The following is an 18,300-nucleotide window of genomic DNA, read 5'->3' as shown; positions in this document are numbered from 1 at the left end:
GCTCCGCCACCGAGTACCCGGGGCGCGCCGCCGGGCACGGCCCGGGGGGCGGCGAACGGCCGGATCAGGCCACCGGGGCCGGGTCCTCGACGACGAGGACGTCCTCCTCCAGCTCCTCGGCGAGCCCGGCGAAGACCTCGCAGGTCCGCGCGAGCTGCTCGGCCACGGTGCCGACGGCGGCCGCCACGTCCGCGACGTCGCCCTCCCGCCCGCGCTCCTCGAGCGACCGGCAGGCCGCGGCCAGCGCGTCCGCGCCGAGGGTCCCCGCGCCGCCGGCCAGCCGGTGGGCGGCCGCCTCGACGCCGGCCGCGTCGGCGGTCGCCGCCGCCCGCTCCAGGGCCGCCAGCCCGGCCGGGGCGGCCGCGACGAAGGTGCGCAGGAGCCGGGCGGTGAAGGCCCGCTCGGCCTCCTCCTCCACCCCGGCGACGTCGCCGAGCCGCCGGCGGACGACGTCCTCCAGCTCGTCGGTGGTCGCGCCCGCGGCCGCGTCGATCGCCTGGGCGAGATCGGCCAGGGCGCACGGCTTGGCCAGGTAGGTGGCGCCCAGCGAGCGGCCGGCGGAGACGTCCCCGGGCAGCGCCCGGCCGCTCAGGAAGATGACCGGGAGCTCGGCGCAGCCCGGGTCCGCGCGCAGCGCGGTCACCAGGCTGAGACCGCTGCCGCCGGGCATGAACATGTCGGTCACCACGACGTCGGGGGTGAACGCGCCGCCGACCGCGGCCAGCGCGTCGTCCGCCGAGTCGGCGACGCGGACGCGGTAGCCCGCCCAGGTCAGCCGCCGCTCCAGCATCAGACGGGTCGTGTCCTCGTCCTCGACCACGAGCACCTTGACCACGCCGTCCTCCTGCACCACCGGTACCGGCCGGGATCTCCGGCCGGCCGCGGACGCCCGGGGCGCCCGCCATCGCCCCTGGTATCGGCAGGTGGCGGCCGGGTCTGAAGTGCGGGGATCCCCCGTCCGGGCGGGCGACGGGCGCGGTGGGGACACTCGGTCCGTGCCTCCTCGTCGCTGCCCCTGCGGGACCGGACTGCCCTACGCCGAGTGCTGCGGGCCGCGGCACGACGGCACGGCGCCGGCGGCGACCGCCGAGCAGCTGATGCGCTCGCGGTACAGCGCCTTCGCCCTCGGCGACGCCGCCTACCTGCTGGCCAGCTGGCACTCCACCACCCGCCCGGCCTCGGTGGAGCCGGACCCGGCGGTGCGCTGGACGGGGCTGGACGTGCTCGCCACCACCGGCGGCGGGCTGCTCGCCGCGGAGGGGACGGTGGAGTTCCGCGCCTGGTACGTCGCCGGCGGCGAGCGCGGCAGCCAGCACGAGGTCAGCCGGTTCGCGCGGGAGGACGGCGCCTGGCGGTATCTCGACGCGCGGTGAGGGTGTCGGGCGGGACCGCTGTGGGCACGAGCCCGGGCATGAGTACCGAGGACACCCGCAAGGTCGCCGAGCTGATCAAGGGGGAGCGCTTCGGCTTCCTCACCACGGTCTCCCCCGGCGGCAAGCTCACCAGCCGCCCGATGACGCTGCAGGAGGTCGGGTTCGACGGCGACCTGTGGTTCTTCGCCGAGCGCCACTCGCACCCGGTGGCGCACATCGCGGCGTCCCCGCAGGTCAACGTCGGCGTCGGCTCCGGTGGCACCTGGGTGTCGCTGACCGGGCACGCCCGCGTGGTCGACGACACCGCGAAGAAGAAGGAGCTGTGGAACGGCGGCGTGGAGGCGTGGTTCCCGAACGGGCCCGAGGACCCCGACGTCGTCCTGATCAAGGTCGAGGGCGACTCCGCGGAGTACTGGGACAGCCCGGGCGGCCGGCTGGCCACCGCGTTCAGCTTCGTGAAGGCCAAGGCCACCGGCGAGCGGATCGACGCCGGGGAGAACAAGAAGGTCGACCTCTAGCCGGTGGCCGCCCGGTGCCGGCCCGCGGGGGCCGGCACCGGGGGGTCAGCGCAGGTCGAGGCCCGCGAGCGGCGACTCGTCGCAGATCTTGGCGGGGGGCAGCGCGGGCATGCCGAGCAGCGTGGGCTGCCCGCGGACCGGACCCGTGTGCGAGTGGTCGACGGAGCTCCTGGGTGCCACCAGCTCGAGGTCGCGGGCGGCCAGCGCCGTCTCCCCGTAGCCCTGCACGCACTCGGGGTCGGGGCCGTCCAGCGGCAGGCCGGTGAAGAACTTCGCCGCCATGCACCCGCCGCGGCAGGCGTCGAAGTGCGCGCACTTGGTGCACGCGCCCCCGGTCTGCGGGTTGCGCAGGTCGGCGAACAGCTCGCTGGACTGCCACACCCGCTGGAAACCGCCCTCGTCGCGGACGTTGCCGGCGAGGAAGTTCTCGTGGATGGCGAACGGGCAGGCGTAGACGTCGCCCACCGGGTCGATCAGGCAGACCACCCGCCCGGCGCCGCAGAGGTTCAGCCCCGGCAGGGCCTCGCCGAAGGCCGACAGGTGGAAGAACGAGTCGCCGGTGAGCACCTTCTCGCCGTTGGCCAGCAGCCAGGAGTACAGGTCCTTCTGCTGGGCCATCGTGGGGTGCAGCTGGTCCCAGACGTCGGCCCCGCGGCCCGAGGGCCGCAGCCGGGTGATCCGCAGCTGCGCACCGAAGGAGTCGGTGAGCGCCTTGAACTCGTCGAGCTGGCCGGCGTTCTCCCGGGTGACGACGACGGAGACCTTGAAGTCCTTCATCCCGGCCTCGGCCAGGTTCTCCAGCGCGCGGATCGCCGTGGCGTAGGAGCCGGTGCCGCGGACCCGGTCGTTCACCTCGGCGGTGGCGCCGTCCAGGGAGATCTGCACGTCGACGTAGTCGGTGCGGGCCAGCTGCGCGGCGCGGGCCTTGTCCAGCTTGATGCCGTTGGTGGAGAACTTGACGCCGACGTCGTGCCCGATGGCGTAGTCGAGCAGGTGCCAGAAGTCCGGCCGCACGGTCGGCTCGCCGCCGCCGACGTTGACGTAGAAGACCTGCATCCGCTGCAGCTCGTCGATGACCGCCTCGGCCTCGGCGGTGGACAGCTCGCGCGGGTCCCGCCGTCCCGACGAGGACAGGCAGTGGGCGCACGCCAGGTTGCAGGCGTAGGTGAGCTCCCAGGTCAGGCAGATCGGCGCATCGAGGCCGTACTCGAACTGGTCGATCAACCGGCCGCCGACGGGGCGCTCGGGTGCGGGCGGGCGGGGCGGCAGAAGGGCGGTCACGGGGTCTCCCGGCGTTCGATCATCTGCGAGCGGGCGAGGTCGGCCAGTGCCTTCACGTAGGCACCGCGCTGGGCGTCGGGGACGCCGCACGCGGTCAGCGTGGCCGCGGCGCTGGGGTGCTCGGCCAGCGCCTCGACGACGGCGACCAGGGTCTTCGACTTCAGGAAGGAGAGCTTCCGGTTGCCGAAGTGGTAGACCAGCGCGCCGAACGGCTCCGGCCGGAGGGCCACGGACCCGGCCCTCCGCCAGGGCAGGTCGGCGTCGAAAGCAACCCCGGCGGGTGCGGTCATCGGGCGCCGGCTCAGTAGACGCCGCACATGCCGTCGATGGAGACCTCCTCGACGAGCGACTCCTCGACGAGGGCCTCCTCCGTAGCGGGCGCCTCGGGGACGACGACGTCGGTCTGGGTGGGCTCGGGCATGGGGGCCTCCGTGAACGCGGTCACATGGTCGGGGCGGACGTTAGTGACACCCGGTGCCAGGGGCAAGAGCGGGTCCCCACGTGTCCGGCCGCACGCCCCGGGCGGGGCCGCCGGGCAGAATGCCTGCGTGGCCGAGACGAGGACGGTGCCGGCGGCGCTGCCGGCGGGGCGCGCCCGCGTGGAGCGCGCGGCCCTCGACCTGTTCACCGTCCGCGGGTTCGAGGACGTCACCAGCGACGAGGTGGCCGATTCGGCCGGGATCAGCCGCCGCACCTTCTTCCGCTACTTCCCGACCAAGGCCGACGCCGTGTGGGGGGACTTCGCCGGGCACGTGAGCCGGCTCGAGGAGCTGCTCGCCGCGGCCGACCCCGCCTCGCCGGTGCTCACCTCGGTGTGCGCCGCCTACGTCGAGGTCAACGACTACCCGGAGGCCGAGCTGCCGCTGCTGCGCGAGCGCATGCGGCTGATCCTCACCGAGCCCGCGCTGCTGGCGCACAGCCAGCTGCGGTTCGCCGAGGTGGACCGCGTGGTGGCCCGGCACGTGGCGGCGCGGACCGGGACGCCCGCGTCCGGCCTGCTCCCCCGGCTGGTCGCCGCGAGCACCCGGGCCGCGGCCACCACCGCCTTCGAGGCCTGGCTGGCCGACGGCGACTCCAGCCTGGCCGCACACCTGCGCCTGGCCTTCGCCGAGATGTCGGGCGGCTTCCCGAGCCTGCGCGGCTGACCCGCCGGGGCAGCGGACAGGGCCCCGTGTGGCCGCGGTCTCATCCGCGGCAGTAGCGTGGCACTCAGTGTCACCGGCCGTCGGGCCGGCCCACCAGCCCGGTCGACCCGGGCCGACGAGGAGGTTCCGATGGCCAACGCGTGGTTCGAATCGGTCGCCGAGGCGCAGCGGCGCGCGAAGAAGCGGCTGCCCAAGGGCGTCTACGGCGCGCTGGTCGCCGGATCCGAGCGCGGGCTGACGCTGGAGGACAACCTCGCCGCGTTCGCCGAGATCGGCTTCTCGCCCCACACCGCGGGGCTGGCCAACGAGCGGAACATGGCCGTGACCGTCATGGGCCAGCCCATGTCGATGCCCGTCCTGATCAGCCCGACCGGCGTGCAGGCCGTCCACCCGGACGGCGAGGTGGCCGTCGCCCGCGCCGCGGCTGCCCGCGGGGTGGCCATGGGGCTGTCCTCCTTCGCCAGCAAGCCGATCGAGGAGGTCGTGGCGGCCAACCCGCAGACGTTCTTCCAGATGTACTGGGTGGGCAGCCGCGAGGAGATGCTCGCCCGCATGGAGCGGGCCCGGAGGGCCGGCGCCGTCGGGATGATCGCCACCCTCGACTGGTCGTTCGCCTACGGCCGCGACTGGGGCAGCCCGTTCATCCCGGAGAAGATCGACTTCGAGGCCGCCCGGAAGTACGCGCCGCAGGTGCTGGCCAAGCCGCGCTGGCTGCTCGACTTCGCGAAGGCCGGGAAGATCCCCGACCTCTCCGTGCCGAACATGGTGGCGACCCCGGGCGAGCCGGCGCCCACGTTCTTCGGCGCCTACGGCATGTGGAACGCCTCCCCGATGCCCACCTGGGAGGACGTCGCCTGGCTGCGCTCGCAGTGGGACGGCCCGTTCATGCTCAAGGGCGTCATGCGGGTCGACGACGCCAAGCGCGCCGTCGACGCCGGGGTCACCGCCATCTCGGTCTCCAACCACGGCGGCAACAACCTCGACGGCACCCCCGCCTCGATCCGCGCGCTCCCGGCGGTGGCCGAGGCGGTGGGGGACCAGATCGAGGTGCTGCTCGACGGCGGCATCCGGCGCGGCGGCGACGTCGCCAAGGCCCTCGCCCTGGGCGCGAAGGCCGTCATGATCGGGCGGGCCTACCTGTGGGGCCTGGCCGCCAACGGGCAGGCCGGCGTGGAGAACGTCCTCGACCTGCTGCGCGACGGGCTCGGCTCGGCGATGGTCGGCCTCGGCCGCCCGGAGGTCTCCGACCTGTCCCGCGACGACCTCGTGGTCCCGCCGGGCTTCGAGCGGGCGCTGGGCGACACCGCCGTCGAGAACGCCCTGCTGGCCACCTCCCCCGCCCGCCGGCGCCGCGAGGCCTGAGCCGCCGTCCCCGGCCGGGCGATCTCCACCTCCGGAGGTCCCCCGGCTGCCAGGATGTCGGCGTGATGGAGCCGGTGCGCCCCGACGACCTGCGCATCTCCGACGCCGAGCGCGCGGACGTCGCGGCCGGGCTCCAGCGTGCGCACGACGCCGGTCAGCTGGACCTGCGCGAGTTCGACCAGCGGGTGCAGGCGGTGTGGGCGTCCCGCACCCGCGGCGACCTGGCCCGCGTCACCGCCGATCTGCCCGCGCTCCCGCCGGCGCCCGGGCCTCCGCAGTTCTTCCGCGACGACTCCGCGGGCCTGGCGATGAAGGTGCTCACCATCGTCTGGCTCAGCCTCAGCCTGGTGAACCTGGTGGTCTGGGGCATCCTGGAGTTCACCGTCGGCCCGGTGCACCCCTGGTTCCTCTACGTGGCCCTGCCCCCGGGCGCGGTGCTCGGCCTGCTGTACGCGATCGGCATCGGCCGGCCGGGTCCCGGCCGCAGCTGAGGCCCGGCCGCCGGCGTCAGCGACCGAGCAGGCCGCCCAGCCCCCCGCCGCCGCCCAGCTTCTTCACCAGGTCCATCGGGTCGATGCCGAACTTCTGCAGCAGCCCGGCGTCGCGCTCGGTGTCCACCTGCCCGGGCAGCTCCTGGTCGGCCTGCTCGGCCTTGGCGTCGTCACCCTGGGAGCGCAGCAGCTGCAGGATCTGATCCTTGTCGATGTTCATGGCGGGCCGGTACCCCGCGTCGACCGCTCACACGCGGACGGACCGGACGATGCGGTCGGGCCGGACGCGGACCAGCGCCACCCCGCCCAGCCAGCGCCGGAGCACCCCGGACGGGTCCTCGATCCGGAGCGCCGTGCCGTCGGGCCGGCGGATCCGGAGGTCCGCGGCGATCTCGACGTAGCCGTCGCCCAGGACATCGTCCAGCCGGCGGGGACGGCCGTCGACGAGGACCTCCGGTTGCGGGAGCAGCGTGCCGGCCAGCCGGCGGCCGGCCCGCCCCCGGCGTGCCACCAGCGGACCGCGCGGCAGCGGCGGGGTCCGGCTGCCGGTGGCCAGCCGGGCCACGGCGGGGATCCGCCGGACGGCGGCCAGCACGGCCCGCCGGGCGACGGCGCCGCCCCGCCCGCCGCCGGTCATCAGCGCGCCCAGCAGCAGCGCCACCCGGATCAGCGCGCGGGCGTGCGGTTCCCGCTCGGCCTGGTAGGTGTCCAGCAGCGCGTCCGGCGCCTCCCCGCGCAGCACGGCGGCCAGCTTCCAGGCGAGCTGGTGCACGTCACGCAGGCCGAGCCCCAGCCCCTGACCCACGAACGGCGGGGTGAGGTGGGCGGCGTCGCCGGCCAGGAGCACCCGCCCGTCGCGCCAGCGGTCGGCGACCTGCGCCCGGAACGTGTACTCGACCGCCCGCAGCACCTCGACGTCGGCCGCCCGTGCGACGGGCGCCAGCAGCGACGCCAGCCGGTCCGGGTCGGCCAGCTCCTCGGCGGTCTCCCCCGGGGCCAGCCGGAACTCCCAGCGGTAGCGGTCGCCGGTGACCGGCATGTAGGTGGCCGCCCGGCGCGGGTCGCACACCTGGTGCACCCCGGGCCAGAGCCCGAGCGGCTCGGGGGACCGGACGTCGACGACGAGCCAGCGGTCGGCCGGGCCGAGGTCGCGCATCCGGGCCCCGATCAGCTCCCGCACGGTGCTGCCGGCGCCGTCGCACCCGAGCACGGCCGCCGCCCGGACGAACCGGTCCGCCCCGGTGGCCCGGTCGGTCACCCGGACGGTGACGGGACCGCCGTCCTGCTCCAGCCCGGTCACCTCGCTGCCCCGGTGCACCTCGATCCCGGGCATCGACGCCACCGCGGCGGCCAGCACCTCCTCCAGGTCGGGCTGGTGGACGAACGAGCCCTGCGGCCAGCCGTGGGCACCGGCGTCCGGGGCCCGGCGGAACTCCGCGAGCACCCGGTGCGCCCCGTCCAGCAGCCGCAGCCCGGCCATCGGCCGGCAGCGCGCGGCGACGTCGTCGGCCACCCCGGCTGCCTGCAGCGCCCGGAAGACCTCGTCGTCCAGGTGGACCGCACGGGGCAGCGGGTAGGGCGCCGCGTGCCGGTCCAGGACGACGACGTCGAGCCCCCGCCGGGCCAGCAGCAGAGCCGCGGTGAGGCCCACCGGGCCGGCACCGACCACGAGGACGGGGGCGCCGGGCATGCCGCCAGTCTCGCCGACGCCCGTCCCGATGGCTGCAGCACGTTGCACCGCAGGTGCCCCGCCTTGACGGGCGGGCCCCCTTCTCCGCAGGCTGTGATGCACTGCACACGCCGTGGCGGCGTGTGCCGGGGCACCCGCGACGACGCGGGCACGACGGAAGGAATACCTGGGTGAAGACCAAGGGCGCGGTCCTGTGGGGCGTGGGCGAGGAGTGGTCGGTCGAGGAGATCGAGATCGGGGATCCGCGCGAGGGCGAGGTCCAGGTCCAGCTCGCGGCATCCGGTCTGTGCCACAGCGACGAGCACCTGGTCACCGGCGGCACCCCGGTCGCGTTCTACCCGGTGATCGGTGGGCACGAGGGCGCCGGCGTCGTCACCAAGGTGGGGCCGGGGGTCAGCGGGCTCAAGGAGGGCGACCACGTCGTCACCGCGTTCATCCCGGCCTGCGGGCAGTGCCCGCCGTGCTCGCGCGGGCAGCAGAACCTCTGCGACCTGGGCGCCAACCTGCTGGCCGGCACGTCGATCTCCGACGGCAGCTACCGGGTGCAGGCCCGCGGCAAGGACGTCATCCCGATGTGCCTGCTCGGCACGTTCTCCCCGTACATGACCGTGCACCAGGCCTCGGTGGTGAAGATCGAGCCGGACATCCCGCTCGAGGTCGCCGCGCTGGTCGGCTGCGGGGTCACCACCGGCTGGGGGTCGGCCACCAAGGTCGCCGACGTCCGCCCCGGCGAGAACGTCGTGATCATGGGCGTCGGCGGTGTCGGCATGAACGCCGTCCAGGGCGCGGCCGCGGCCGGCGCCAAGCGGGTCATGGTCATCGAGCCGGTGGCGCAGAAGCGCGAGTGGGCGATGGACATGGGCGCGACCCACACCTTCGCGAACATCGAAGAGGCCACCCCCGCCATCAACGAGCTGACCTGGGGCCGGATGGCGGAGAAGACGATCATCACCGTCGGCGACATCCAAGGCGAGGACGTCGCAGCCGCGCTCAGCGTGACCGGCAAGGGCGGCCGCGCCGTCGTCACCGGCATGGGCAACGCCGCCAACGTCGACGTCAAGCTCAGCCTGTTCGAGCTGACCCTGCTGCAGAAGGACCTGCAGGGGGCCATCTTCGGTGGCCTCGCCCCGCGCAACGCCATCCCCGAGCTGCTCTCGCTCTACCAGGAGGGCCAGCTCAAGCTCGACGAACTGGTGACCACGAAGTACTCCCTCGAGGACATCAACCAGGGCTACCAGGACATGCGCGACGGCAAGAACATCCGCGGGATGATCGTCTACACCGACGCCGACCGCTGAGGACACCGCTCATCCGGCCCCGGTAGGTCGTCCCGGGACAGTCCGTCTCTGCCCAGCCAGGGTGGGCAGAGACGGACTGTCCGGGGGACACCTCCCCAGCCCGTTCCCGGACCCGGAGCCTCAGGCCAGCAGGCGGGTGAGCGCGGGGCCGAGGTCGGTGAGGGACCGGACCGGGGCCACCGACCCGCCACCACGGGCGGCCAGCGCCCGGGACGCCGTCAGCGCCTCCTCCTCGGGGCCGCCGTCGGGCAGCGGGCAGAGCACGTCGAGCCGGTCGATGCCGGCCAGCGCGGACTCGGCGGCGTCGCCCGCGGTGGCCAGGCAGTCCGACAGCAGGACGACGACCCGCTCGTCGGCGTGCGCCGCCGTCCGCAGCTGCGCGGCCGCCTCTCGCAGGGCCGCGGCGACGTCGGTGGTCCCGTGCCCGCGCAACCCCACCAGGGCGAGCACCAGGTCCTCGGCTGAGCGGTGCCGGCCGTGCTGCTGCAGCACCTCCACCCGGTCGGCGAAGGCCAGCACGCTGGTCTCCAGCCGCTCACCGGCCGCCAGGACGACTCCGGCGGCCGCGACCGCCGCGATCGCCACCCCCAGCCCGCTCATCGAGCCCGACCGGTCGACCACCAGGCACACCGCACGGCGCGACCCGGTCCACCGCCGGGTCACCGTGTCCTCGGGCGCGGGCGGCCACGGCCCGCTCCAGCGGTCCAGGGTGCGGTCGAGGTCCAGGTCGCCGTCCCCGCCGCGGATCGGCGACAGGCGCCGGGTCCCCCGGACACGGGCGCTGCCCACCCGGCCGACCTGCACGAACACCCGCGCCGCCAGGCGGCGCGCGGCCGAGCGGAGCTCGCGGTCGGTGGCCAGGGCCAGATCGGCCAGCAGCGCGGCCGCCGCGTCCGGATCCGCGCCCATCACCGCGGCGAAGGCGTCCTCGTCCAGCTCCCCCACCTCGGGGCTGACCTCGTCGAACGAGGCGTGCCGCAGCTCCAGCTCACGCCGCGAGGTCTGCCGCGGGCCGCGCCGCCCCGGGCGCTCCCGCGGGGCGCCCCCTGCATCCGGGCCTGCCGCCTCAGGCGGCAGGCCTCCCGCTTTTCCCGGGCCGTCCCCCGCGGGGGCCGGGGGTGCGCCGGGCGCCCCGTCGGGCGGCGGCCCGGCGTCGACCGGCCAGACGCGGTCCAGGATCTCGTCGAGGACGCTCTCCGGCGTCCGCTCGACCCCCTCGGTCACCTTGATCCGGCCGGACAGCGCCGCGTGCAGCGCGTCCCGCGCCGCCTCGCGCGCCCCGTCGTCGTCCAGGCCGGCGACGGCGCGCAGGTCCAGCAGGCCGCCGAGCAGCAGGACCAGGTCGATCGCACCGCGCACCGACGACCCGGTGCGCAGGTCGCGGTGGTCGCGGGTGGCCCGCACCAGCCGGACCGCCAGCGCCACCGGCCGCGGCTCCGCGGCGGTGACCGCCTCGACGATCGCCCGCTCGGCGGGCTCGTCCTGGTAACCGAGGACCACCCGGCACATCCGGTCGGCGATCGCCTGCCCGACCCGCGCGGTGCCGATCGCGTCGAACGGGTTCATGGCCGCGATGAGCCGGAAGCCCGCGGTGGCCCGCACGGTGCCCAGCCGCGGAACGGCGATCTCGCCCTCGGTCAGGACGGTGATGAGGACGTTGAGGGTCTCCTCCGGGATGCGGTTGAGCTCCTCGAGGTAGAGCAGGCCCGAGCCCCGCATGGCAGTGAGCAGCGGCCCGTCGGTGAAGCTGCCCGGCACGTAGCCCTCGGCCATCACGGCGGCGGGGTCGTAGGAGCCGACCAGCCGGGCCGGGGTCAGCTCCGCGTTGCCCTCGACGAAGACGACGTCCTGCCCGGCCTCGCCGGCGATGGCGCGCAGCAGGGTGGACTTGCCCGTCCCCGGCGGCCCCTCGAGGACGACGTGCCGGTTGGTCCGCAGCGCGACGGAGAGCACCTCGCGCTCCCGCCGCAGGCCGATGACCGGGCCGGGCACCACGGGTTCGACGCTCACCGGGCTCCTCTCCTGGACGGGCACGCGCGCCCATCGTGCCCGTCCCACCGGGGCCCGCGCGCGGGGGCCCCGCTGGGACGGCGCCGGATCAGCCGCCGAGGGTGTCCAGGTCGACCGGGTCGGCCGGGGCGGTGATGGCGAACTCCTGCCCGACCTCGCTGAACTCGACCGTGGCGGGGCTGTCGCCGAGGTCCTCGATCAGCAGCGGGTACGGGGCGTCCTCGTCGTCGGCGACGGTGAGGGTGCTGCCGTCGGCCTGGGTGACGACGACGACCGGCTCGCCGTCCAGCTCGTCGCTCCTGACCTCCCCGGTGGCCTGGTCGCCGGCGGAGGACCGGAGCTCGTCGACCAGCCCGGGCAGGGTCAGCGTGCTGAAGGAGCCGGCCGCCTCCTCGGGCATGAGCACCCACTGGCCGTCGAGCTGGCTCGCGAACTCTGCGGGCATGCCGAACGAGGCCCAGAACTCGGCCGGGGCGAGCACGTAGGAGGCGCCACCGGTGTAGACCAGCTCGACGGTGCGGCCCTCCGTCGTGAGCGAGCCCTGGGAGTCCTCGCCCTGCAGCTGCAGGTCGAGCTCCTGGGTGCTGCCGTTCTCCGCGATGGACCCGGTGACGCGCGCCGACCCGGCCTCCTCGAGGGCGGTGAACGCGGCGTCGACGACCTCGCCCGCCTCCTGCCGGGCCAGCGCGCTGCCGCTCTCCGGGGTGGCGCCGGCCGACGGTTCGCTGCCGGCGTCCTCCGAGCCGCCGCACCCGGCGAGCAGCACGGCCGCGGCGCCCGCCAGGGCGAGCTTCCTGATGTGCATGGTTCCCCTCGCCCTCCGCGGAGCCCGGCGCCCCACCCGGCCGCCATGGTGCTCCCCGGCGACCCGGCGGTGCCGGGTCGGGTGCCTCAGGCCTCTCCCCGGCGCCGGGGAGCCACCGGCCGCGCCCGGCCGGCCGCCGCGGGGTCCAGGAGGACGGCGCTGCGCAGCACGGCCGGCCCGAGCCGCAGCACCCCGTCGGACAGCGCGGCGCACCGCACCCCGCCCCGGCCCCGCATCCCGCGGTGCGCCCCCGCCGCCAGCACCGTGTCCATCCAGGCGCACGGTGGGGGCCGGCCACCGCGCAGGAGGACGACCCCCTCGCCGCAGTCGAGGGAGAACTCCACCCCGCGCAGCGCCTCCACCTCGGCCCCGCGCAGCACCACGGTGCGCCGGCCCAGGAGCGGGTCGAACGGCGCCACGCCCAGCTCCGCGGCCAGCGTCTCGAGCGACTCGACCGCCAGCACGGTCACCTGGGCGTCCCGGTGCGCGGGCTTCCCGGCGTACCGGTCCCCGACGACGCCGATGCCGGCGCGGACCTCCAGCCTCTCCCGCCGGTCCGCCGCCTGCGCGGGCACCGTCGCCCCGGGCCGGCCGTCGTAGCGGTGCACCGGGGAGGCCAGCAGCCCGACGACCTCGACGTCGGAGCGGTACGGGAGGGCGGGGTCCGCGCTCACCGCTCGGCGGTGCGGTGGATCGGGCCGTCTCCCTCGGCCAGCCGCTCGCCGGTGCCGCCCCAGCGCCCGGCGATGATCTCGGCGGCGATCGACACCGCCGTCTCCTCCGGGGTGCGGGCGCCCAGGTCGAGACCGATCGGCGAGGCGAGCCGGCCGAGCTCCTCGGCGGTGAGCCCCGCCTCGGACAGCCGCGCCATCCGCTCGTCGTGCGTGCGCCGCGAGCCCATCGCGCCCACGTAGGCGACCGGGGCGCGCAGGGCCACCTCGAGCAGCGGGACGTCGAACTTCGGGTCGTGGGTGAGCACGCACAGCACCGTGCGCTCGTCGATCCGCCCCGCCTCCAGCTCGGCCTGCAGGTAGCGGTGCGGCCACTCGACGACGACCTCGTGCGCCTCCGGGAACCGCTTGGCGGTGGCGAACACCGGGCGGGCGTCGCAGACGGTCACCCGGTAACCGAGGAACGCCCCCACCCGGGCGACGGCGGCGGCGAAGTCGATCGCGCCGAACACGACCATCCGGGCCGCCGGGGCGAAGGAGTTGACGAAGAGGGTCAGGTCGTCGCCGCGCCGCTCGCCGTCGTGGCCCACGTGCAGCAGCGCCGTCCGCCCGGCGGCCAGCATGCCGCGGGCGTCGTCGGCGACCGCGGCGTCCAGCCGCCCGGAGCCCAGCGTCCCCGAGGCCCGGTCGGGCCACAGCACCAGGCGCCGGCCCAGCCGGTCGTCGGGGCCGGCCACCACGGTGACGACGGCGACCGGCTCGTGCCGCCCCACCGACTCGGCGACCTCGCCGAGCTCCGGGAACGACTCGCGCGACACCGGCTCCACGAACACGTCGAGTATCCCGCCGCAGGTCAGCCCCACCGCGAAGGCGTCGTCGTCGCTGACGCCGTAGCGGCGCAGCACCGGCTCGCCGGTCTCGACGGCGTCCTTGGCCTCCTCGTAGACCGCGCCCTCGACGCAGCCGCCGGAGACGCTGCCGACCGCGGTCCCGTCCGGTCCCACCAGCATCGAGGCGCCGGCCGGCCGCGGCGCCGAGCGCCAGGTGCCCACCACCGTGCCCACCCCGACGGTCTCCCCGGCCTGCCACCAGCCCACCAGGTCGTCCAGGACATCACGCATGCGCTATCACTCCCGACAACTCCTCGAACGCGGCCATGCTGTGCCCGGCCACGAAGTGGTCCACCGACGGCAGCGCCGCCTGCATCCCGCCGGTGAGGGGCTCGTACCCCGTCCGGCCCTTGTGCGGGTTCACCCACACCACGGCGTGCGACAGCCGCCGCAGCCGGGCCATCTGCTCCCGCAGCAGCCCGGCGTCCCCGCGTTCCCAGCCGTCGCTGCAGACGACGACCACCGCCCCGCGCGCGGTGCCGCGCTGGCCCCAGCGGTCGAGGAACGCCTTGAGCACCTCGCCGAGCCGGGTGCCGCCGGACCAGTCCGGGATCGCCTGCCCGCCCGCGGCCAGCGCCCGGTCGGGGTCGCGCAGCCGCAGCTCGCGGGTGACGCGGGTCAGCCGGGTGCCGATGGTGAACACCTCGGTCGATCCCGGCCGGGCCCGCACCGCGACGTGCGCGAACCGCAGCAGCGCGTCGGCGTACGGCGTCATGGACCCGGAGACGTCGATCAGCAGCACCACCCGGCGGGGGCGCGGCCGCGCCCGCCGGTGCATCAGCCGGCTGATCTCCCCGCCGTCGCGCAGCGCCCGCCGCACCGTCCGGGCCGGGTGCACCCCGCCGTGGGCCGCCGGGCGCCGCCGCCGGGCCGGGCGCATCGGCGCGGCGGGCACGAGCAGCGCGAACAGCCGGCGCAGGTGCGCCCGCTCGGCGTCGGTCAGCCCGGCCACGTCCCGGTGCCGCAGCACCTCGTCGGCGCTCGCCCGCGCGGCCAGGTCGGGGGTGTCGGTGTCGTCGTCGCCCTCGCCGGTGCCCGCGTCCAGCGGCGCGCTCGCGGCCAGCCTGGGCGGCACCTGCGCGCTCGGCGGGGCCGGTCGCGGCCGGCGCCCGGAGAACCAGGCGAGGAAGGCGGCGTCGTAGCGGTCGAGGTCGTCCGGGCCGGAGCAGAGCGTCAGCCGGCCGGCCCAGTAGACGGCGGACGGCGCGAGGACGTCGAGGTGGCCGAGCGCGCCGAGCATCGCCTCGACCCGGTCCGGCGAGGCGGCCACGCCGGCGTGCCGCAGCGTGCGGGCGAAGCCCAGGACGGTGTCGACGACGTCGCGCCCTTCCGCCGTTCCCGGACCGTCAGCCACCGAAGAGGGCCTCCGGCGCCAGCGACCGCACCCGCTCGGTGTCCTCCCGGTACTTCAGCACCGCCCCGAGCGTGCGGGCCGCGAGGTCGGGGTCGAGGTCGCGGGCGCCCAGGGTGTGCAGCGCCGTCGCCCAGTCCATGGCCTCGGCGACGCCCGGCGGCTTCAGCAGGTCGAGGGTGCGCAGCGTCGACGTCGCCCGGGCCACCTGCCGGGCCAGCTGCTCGGTCACCTCCGGCAGCCGGCGGCGCAGGATCGCCACCTCGCGGTCGAAGTCCGGGTGCGCCAGCCAGTGGTAGAGGCAGCGGCGCTTGAGCGCGTCGTGCACCTCGCGCGTGCGGTTGGAGGTGAGGACGACGAGCGGCGGCGTCTGCGCGCGCACCGTGCCGAGCTCGGGGATGGAGATGGTGAAGTCGCTCAGCACCTCGAGCAGGAACGCCTCGAACTCGTCGTCGGCGCGGTCCACCTCGTCGACGAGCAGCACGCTCGGCGAGTCCTCCAGCGCCTGCAGCAGCGGCCGGGCCAGCAGGAAGCGGCGGTCGTAGAGGGACGCCTCCAGCCGCTCGGGGTCGTCGGCGGCGTGCGCGGCCTCGGCGGCCCGCAGGTGCAGCAGCTGGCGGCCGAAGTCCCAGTCGTAGAGCGCCTGGCTGGCCTCGAGCCCCTCGTAGCACTGCAGCCGGTAGAGCGGCCGGCCGGTGATCTGCGCCAGCGCCTGGGCCAGCGCGGTCTTCCCGACGCCGGCCTCCCCCTCCAGGAACAGCGGGCGGTGCATGGCCAGCGCCAGGTAGGCGGCGGTGGCCAACCCCTCGTCGGGCAGGTAGCCGGTGCCCTGCAGCGCGGCGGACAGCTCGACGGGACTCCCGGGGATGGTGGGCTGGCTCACCCGGCGAGCATCCCACCTGCACGCTTCCTCCCGCGCCCCCGCCCGGGCGTCGGGCACGATGGCCGCATGCCGACGACGGATGCCGCCCCGACCGACGAGCTCGCCCTCGGCGACGACCTGCGGGCGTTCGTCGACGCCTCGCCGTCCCCGTCCCACGCCGTCGCCGAGCTGGCGCGCCGGCTGCGTGCCGCCGGGTTCACCGAGCTGGCCGAGGCCGACTCCTGGGCCCCGGCGCCCGGCGGGCAGCACTTCGTGGTCCGCCACGGCAGCCTGATCGCCTTCCGGTTGGGCAGCGGCCCGCTGGCGGAGACCGGGATGCGGCTGGTCGGCGCGCACACCGACTCACCGACGTTCAAGGTGCGCCCGCGCACCGACGTCCGGCAGTCGGGGTACCGGCTGGTGGGCGTCGAGCCCTACGGCGGCGGCCTCTGGCACACCTGGCTCGACCGGGAGCTCACCGTGGCCGGGCGCCTCGTCCTGCGGGGCGGGGTCACCGCCCTGGTCCGGCTGCCCGGCGCGCCGCTGCGGCTGCCGTCCCTGGCCATCCACCTGGACCGCAGCGTCCGCGAGGGGCTGACGCTGGACCCGCAGCAGCACCTGGTGCCCGTGTGGGACCGGGATCTGGGCACCGGCCCCGGGCTCACCGAGGCGCTCGCCGCCGAGGCCGGGGTGGGCGTCGGCGACGTCGTCGGCACCGATCTGGTGCTGGCCGACACGCAGCCGTCGTCGCGAGCCGGCGCGGACGGGTCCTGGGTGGCCGCGCCCCGGCTGGACGACCTGGCCTGCTGCCACTCCGGGCTGCTGGCGCTGCTCGCGGCGCCGGCGGGTCCGCGCACCCAGCTGCTGGTCTGCAACGACCACGAGGAGGTGGGCAGCGGCTCCATGTCCGGCGCCCGCGGCAGTTTCCTCGAGGACGTCGTCCAGCGGCTGGCCGCGGCGACCGACCCGGCGGACGGGCAGGCGGTGCACCGTGCGCTGGCCCGCTCGGTTCTGGTGTCGGCCGACATGGCCCACGCCGTCCACCCGACCCGGGCCGAGCGGCACGAGCCGGCGCACCGGCCGGCGCTGGGCGGCGGGCCCGTGCTGAAGGTGAACGCCAACCAGGCCTACGCCACCGACGCCGCCTCCGGCGGCTGGTTCACCGAGCGCTGCGACGACGCCGGCGTCCCGGTGCAGACGTTCGTCACCCGGGCCGACCTCCCGTGCGGGAGCACGATCGGTCCGCTGACGGCGACCCGGCTGGGGATCACGACGGTCGACATCGGGGCGCCCATGCTCGCCATGCACTCGTGCCGCGAGCTGGCGTCGGCCCGCGACGTCCCGCTGATGGTCGCCGCGCTCACCGCCTGCCTGCGGGACCGATCCCTCCTCGCATGACAACGGCGGCCGACCGGAGTCTGGTCTCGGTCGGCCGCCGTGCGTCAGTGCCCCGGCGCGCGCGCCGGGAGAGGGTCACACGCGACGGTTGTCGTCGCCACCCTCGATCTCGACCTCTTCCTTGCGGAGGGTCTCGTTCACCTGGGTCTGGTCGGTGACGGTCTGCTTGTCCATGCGGATGCGCTCCACCGGGACCGCCTCCTTCTCGACGACCGGGCGCTCGCCATGGAGCACGACCTCGTGCTCCTCCTCGCTGATCGCGGGCCCGTCCATCGCGTTGCCGACGTTGCCGTCGGTGATGGGCTCGCGCTCGAGGCGGACCTCCTCGTGGCTCACGGGGACGGTCTCGGTCACGTTCTCGCTGACCACGTACTTGCGCAGCCGGGCGCGGCCGGTCTCCTCGGTGCGGGTGCCGACGTGCAGCTGCTCCTCGGACCGGGTCATGGCGTTGTCCGTGGTCGGACCGGAGGTGTCGTGGCCGACCGTGCCGGCGGTGTCGGTCCGGTCGGTGTCGGTCCGGCCGGTGGTGCCGGCGACGCCCGTCGTCTGGGTACGCGTCTCGGTGGTGCCGGTCGTGCCGGTGCCCAGGCCGTAGTACCGGTACAGCTCCTCCTCCTCCTGCGGGGAGAGGTGACCGTCCGTGTCGATCTTGGGCGCGTCCTTGACGCGGTCCTTGGTCACGTTCACGCGGAGGCCGTCGTTGGTGAGGTCGGCGTCGCGGAGGGGGACGAAGGAGGTCTTCGTGCCGAAGAGGCCGGTCGACACGGTGACCCACTCGGGCTGACCCGTCTCGTCGTCGAGGTAGACCTCGGAGGCCGACCCGATCTTCTGACCCTCGGTGTCGTGGACGTCCTGGCCGATCACGCGGCTGATGGTGTCGGTGCCGATCATCGTCTTGTCGCTCCTATCCAGCTCGGGGAATCGTGCGTCGCAGAGATGGGTGACCGGGATGATCGCCGCGAAACGACCGGATCGAGATTGCCTGCGCGCCAGGCCGCACGGTCGGCGCCTCCGGACGACGCGATCCGGTGGCGTCGCCGGCTCGTACAGGGGCATCGACGCAGGTCACACGGGGGTCCAGGGCGTGCGACGGGGTAGACCGTTGCACGGACCAACGGTAGGACCGTTCGTGACTCTGCGTCGTTCAGCACTGCC

20 protein-coding genes are annotated in these 18,300 nt (G+C 75.5%); 7 read left to right on the top strand and 13 right to left on the bottom strand.

The annotated features are described in order from the left end of the window. Positions 1-64 precede the first annotated feature (64 nt). The gene (locus O2W17_RS10470) at positions 65-835 is read right to left on the bottom strand and encodes an Hpt domain-containing response regulator (RefSeq protein ID WP_269192370.1); all 771 of its coding nucleotides are present in this window, start codon (positions 833-835) and stop codon (positions 65-67) included. A 160-nt stretch (positions 836-995) separates the two neighbouring features. Here O2W17_RS10470 and O2W17_RS10465 point away from each other — a divergent pair, with 160 nt between their 5' ends. Both O2W17_RS10465 and O2W17_RS10460 read left to right on the top strand, forming a co-directional pair. Next, on the top strand, positions 996-1,373 hold the full coding sequence (locus O2W17_RS10465; RefSeq protein WP_269192369.1) for a YchJ family protein: 378 nt from the start codon (positions 996-998) through the stop codon (positions 1,371-1,373). Between the two features lie 38 nt (positions 1,374-1,411). Continuing rightward, on the top strand, positions 1,412-1,891 hold the full coding sequence (locus tag O2W17_RS10460) for a pyridoxamine 5'-phosphate oxidase family protein (RefSeq protein WP_269192368.1): 480 nt from the start codon (positions 1,412-1,414) through the stop codon (positions 1,889-1,891). A gap of 45 nt (positions 1,892-1,936) precedes the next feature. On the opposite strand, the gene mftC is transcribed toward O2W17_RS10460, so the two are convergent. From mftC to mftA, 3 genes are read right to left on the bottom strand one after another with little or no spacing between them, the layout of a single operon-like run. Continuing rightward, entirely contained in the window at positions 1,937-3,172 is a 1,236-nt protein-coding gene (gene mftC, locus O2W17_RS10455) for a mycofactocin radical SAM maturase (RefSeq protein ID WP_269192367.1), read from the bottom strand. Then, a complete protein-coding gene (gene mftB / locus O2W17_RS10450) occupies positions 3,169-3,462 on the bottom strand; it encodes a mycofactocin biosynthesis chaperone MftB (RefSeq protein ID WP_269192366.1) in 294 nt (97 codons plus the stop codon). The genes mftC and mftB overlap by 4 nt, the downstream gene beginning before the upstream one ends. A gap of 11 nt (positions 3,463-3,473) precedes the next feature. Beyond that, a complete protein-coding gene (gene mftA, locus O2W17_RS10445) occupies positions 3,474-3,593 on the bottom strand; it encodes a mycofactocin precursor MftA (RefSeq protein WP_269192365.1) in 120 nt (39 codons plus the stop codon). Between the two features lie 127 nt (positions 3,594-3,720). On the opposite strand from mftA, the gene O2W17_RS10440 reads away from it, so the two are divergent. The 3 genes from O2W17_RS10440 (at position 3,721) to O2W17_RS10430 (ending at position 6,170) form a co-directional block, all read left to right on the top strand. Beyond that, positions 3,721-4,317, top strand: coding sequence for an acyl-CoA-like ligand-binding transcription factor (locus tag O2W17_RS10440; RefSeq protein WP_269192364.1), 597 nt, complete (start codon positions 3,721-3,723; stop codon positions 4,315-4,317). Positions 4,318-4,446: 129 nt separating this feature from the next. After that, positions 4,447-5,679, top strand: a complete 1,233-nt coding sequence (mftD, locus tag O2W17_RS10435; RefSeq protein ID WP_269192363.1) for a pre-mycofactocin synthase MftD — start codon at positions 4,447-4,449, stop codon at positions 5,677-5,679. 65 nt (positions 5,680-5,744) lie between these two features. After that, positions 5,745-6,170, top strand: coding sequence for a DUF1707 SHOCT-like domain-containing protein (locus tag O2W17_RS10430; protein WP_269193289.1), 426 nt, complete (start codon positions 5,745-5,747; stop codon positions 6,168-6,170). Between the two features lie 16 nt (positions 6,171-6,186). Here the strand turns inward: O2W17_RS10430 and O2W17_RS10425 are convergent, their stop codons facing one another. Continuing rightward, on the bottom strand, positions 6,187-6,390 hold the full coding sequence (locus O2W17_RS10425; protein ID WP_269192362.1) for a hypothetical protein: 204 nt from the start codon (positions 6,388-6,390) through the stop codon (positions 6,187-6,189). Between the two features lie 27 nt (positions 6,391-6,417). Further along, complete coding sequence (locus tag O2W17_RS10420) at positions 6,418-7,860, bottom strand: bifunctional 3-(3-hydroxy-phenyl)propionate/3-hydroxycinnamic acid hydroxylase (RefSeq protein WP_269192361.1); 1,443 nt, start codon at positions 7,858-7,860, stop codon at positions 6,418-6,420. Between the two features lie 170 nt (positions 7,861-8,030). Between O2W17_RS10420 and O2W17_RS10415 the strand changes: the two genes are divergently transcribed. Continuing rightward, the gene (locus O2W17_RS10415) at positions 8,031-9,158 is read left to right on the top strand and encodes an NDMA-dependent alcohol dehydrogenase (protein ID WP_269192360.1); all 1,128 of its coding nucleotides are present in this window, start codon (positions 8,031-8,033) and stop codon (positions 9,156-9,158) included. Positions 9,159-9,278: 120 nt separating this feature from the next. Here O2W17_RS10415 and O2W17_RS10410 read toward each other — a convergent pair whose 3' ends face one another. The 6 genes from O2W17_RS10410 to O2W17_RS10385 form a co-directional block, all read right to left on the bottom strand. Continuing rightward, positions 9,279-11,168 carry an AAA family ATPase gene (locus tag O2W17_RS10410; protein ID WP_269192359.1) on the bottom strand — a complete coding sequence of 630 codons (1,890 nt, stop codon included), beginning with the start codon at positions 11,166-11,168 and terminating at the stop codon, positions 9,279-9,281. An 88-nt stretch (positions 11,169-11,256) separates the two neighbouring features. Then, the gene (locus O2W17_RS10405) at positions 11,257-11,973 is read right to left on the bottom strand and encodes a hypothetical protein (RefSeq protein WP_269192358.1); all 717 of its coding nucleotides are present in this window, start codon (positions 11,971-11,973) and stop codon (positions 11,257-11,259) included. A gap of 86 nt (positions 11,974-12,059) precedes the next feature. Then, a complete protein-coding gene (locus tag O2W17_RS10400) occupies positions 12,060-12,647 on the bottom strand; it encodes a molybdenum cofactor biosysynthesis protein (RefSeq protein WP_269192357.1) in 588 nt (195 codons plus the stop codon). After that, positions 12,644-13,765: an XdhC family protein gene (locus tag O2W17_RS10395; protein ID WP_269192356.1), complete on the bottom strand. Its 1,122-nt coding sequence runs from the start codon at positions 13,763-13,765 to the stop codon at positions 12,644-12,646. The genes O2W17_RS10400 and O2W17_RS10395 overlap by 4 nt, the downstream gene beginning before the upstream one ends. Further along, entirely contained in the window at positions 13,758-14,888 is a 1,131-nt protein-coding gene (locus O2W17_RS10390; RefSeq protein ID WP_269192355.1) for a vWA domain-containing protein, read from the bottom strand. Before O2W17_RS10390 ends, O2W17_RS10395 begins: the two co-directional genes overlap by 8 nt. Continuing rightward, positions 14,881-15,768 carry an AAA family ATPase gene (locus O2W17_RS10385; RefSeq protein WP_269192354.1) on the bottom strand — a complete coding sequence of 296 codons (888 nt, stop codon included), beginning with the start codon at positions 15,766-15,768 and terminating at the stop codon, positions 14,881-14,883. The genes O2W17_RS10390 and O2W17_RS10385 overlap by 8 nt, the downstream gene beginning before the upstream one ends. A 66-nt stretch (positions 15,769-15,834) precedes the next feature. On the opposite strand from O2W17_RS10385, the gene O2W17_RS10380 reads away from it, so the two are divergent. Beyond that, positions 15,835-17,145 carry a M18 family aminopeptidase gene (locus tag O2W17_RS10380; protein ID WP_269192353.1) on the top strand — a complete coding sequence of 437 codons (1,311 nt, stop codon included), beginning with the start codon at positions 15,835-15,837 and terminating at the stop codon, positions 17,143-17,145. A 75-nt stretch (positions 17,146-17,220) separates the two neighbouring features. Here O2W17_RS10380 and O2W17_RS10375 read toward each other — a convergent pair whose 3' ends face one another. Then, positions 17,221-18,036, bottom strand: a complete 816-nt coding sequence (locus O2W17_RS10375; protein WP_269192352.1) for a PRC and DUF2382 domain-containing protein — start codon at positions 18,034-18,036, stop codon at positions 17,221-17,223. Between the last annotated feature and the right edge of the window lie 264 nt (positions 18,037-18,300).

The sequence above is a fragment of the Blastococcus sp. VKM Ac-2987 genome, from assembly GCF_026967805.1.
Classification (GTDB): domain Bacteria; phylum Actinomycetota; class Actinomycetes; order Mycobacteriales; family Geodermatophilaceae; genus Blastococcus.
Note: the sequence above shows the minus strand (reverse complement) of the source record. Positions and strands in the feature narration are given on the sequence as shown.

Bases quoted from the DNA above. Each gene is read 5' to 3' on its own strand.
- mftD (WP_269192363.1), top strand. From the start codon at position 4,447: ATGGCCAACGCGTGGTTCGAATCGGTCGCCGAGGCGCAGCGGCGCGCG.
- O2W17_RS10425 (WP_269192362.1), bottom strand. From the start codon at position 6,390: ATGAACATCGACAAGGATCAGATCCTGCAGCTGCTGCGCTCCCAGGGT.
- O2W17_RS10375 (WP_269192352.1), bottom strand. From the start codon at position 18,036: ATGATCGGCACCGACACCATCAGCCGCGTGATCGGCCAGGACGTCCAC.
- mftB (WP_269192366.1), bottom strand. From the start codon at position 3,462: ATGACCGCACCCGCCGGGGTTGCTTTCGACGCCGACCTGCCCTGGCGG.
- O2W17_RS10420 (WP_269192361.1), bottom strand. From the start codon at position 7,860: ATGCCCGGCGCCCCCGTCCTCGTGGTCGGTGCCGGCCCGGTGGGCCTC.
- mftA (WP_269192365.1), bottom strand. From the start codon at position 3,593: ATGCCCGAGCCCACCCAGACCGACGTCGTCGTCCCCGAGGCGCCCGCT.
- O2W17_RS10405 (WP_269192358.1), bottom strand. From the start codon at position 11,973: ATGCACATCAGGAAGCTCGCCCTGGCGGGCGCCGCGGCCGTGCTGCTC.
- O2W17_RS10430 (WP_269193289.1), top strand. From the start codon at position 5,745: ATGGAGCCGGTGCGCCCCGACGACCTGCGCATCTCCGACGCCGAGCGC.
- O2W17_RS10460 (WP_269192368.1), top strand. From the start codon at position 1,412: ATGAGTACCGAGGACACCCGCAAGGTCGCCGAGCTGATCAAGGGGGAG.
- O2W17_RS10380 (WP_269192353.1), top strand. From the start codon at position 15,835: ATGCCGACGACGGATGCCGCCCCGACCGACGAGCTCGCCCTCGGCGAC.
- O2W17_RS10395 (WP_269192356.1), bottom strand. From the start codon at position 13,765: ATGCGTGATGTCCTGGACGACCTGGTGGGCTGGTGGCAGGCCGGGGAG.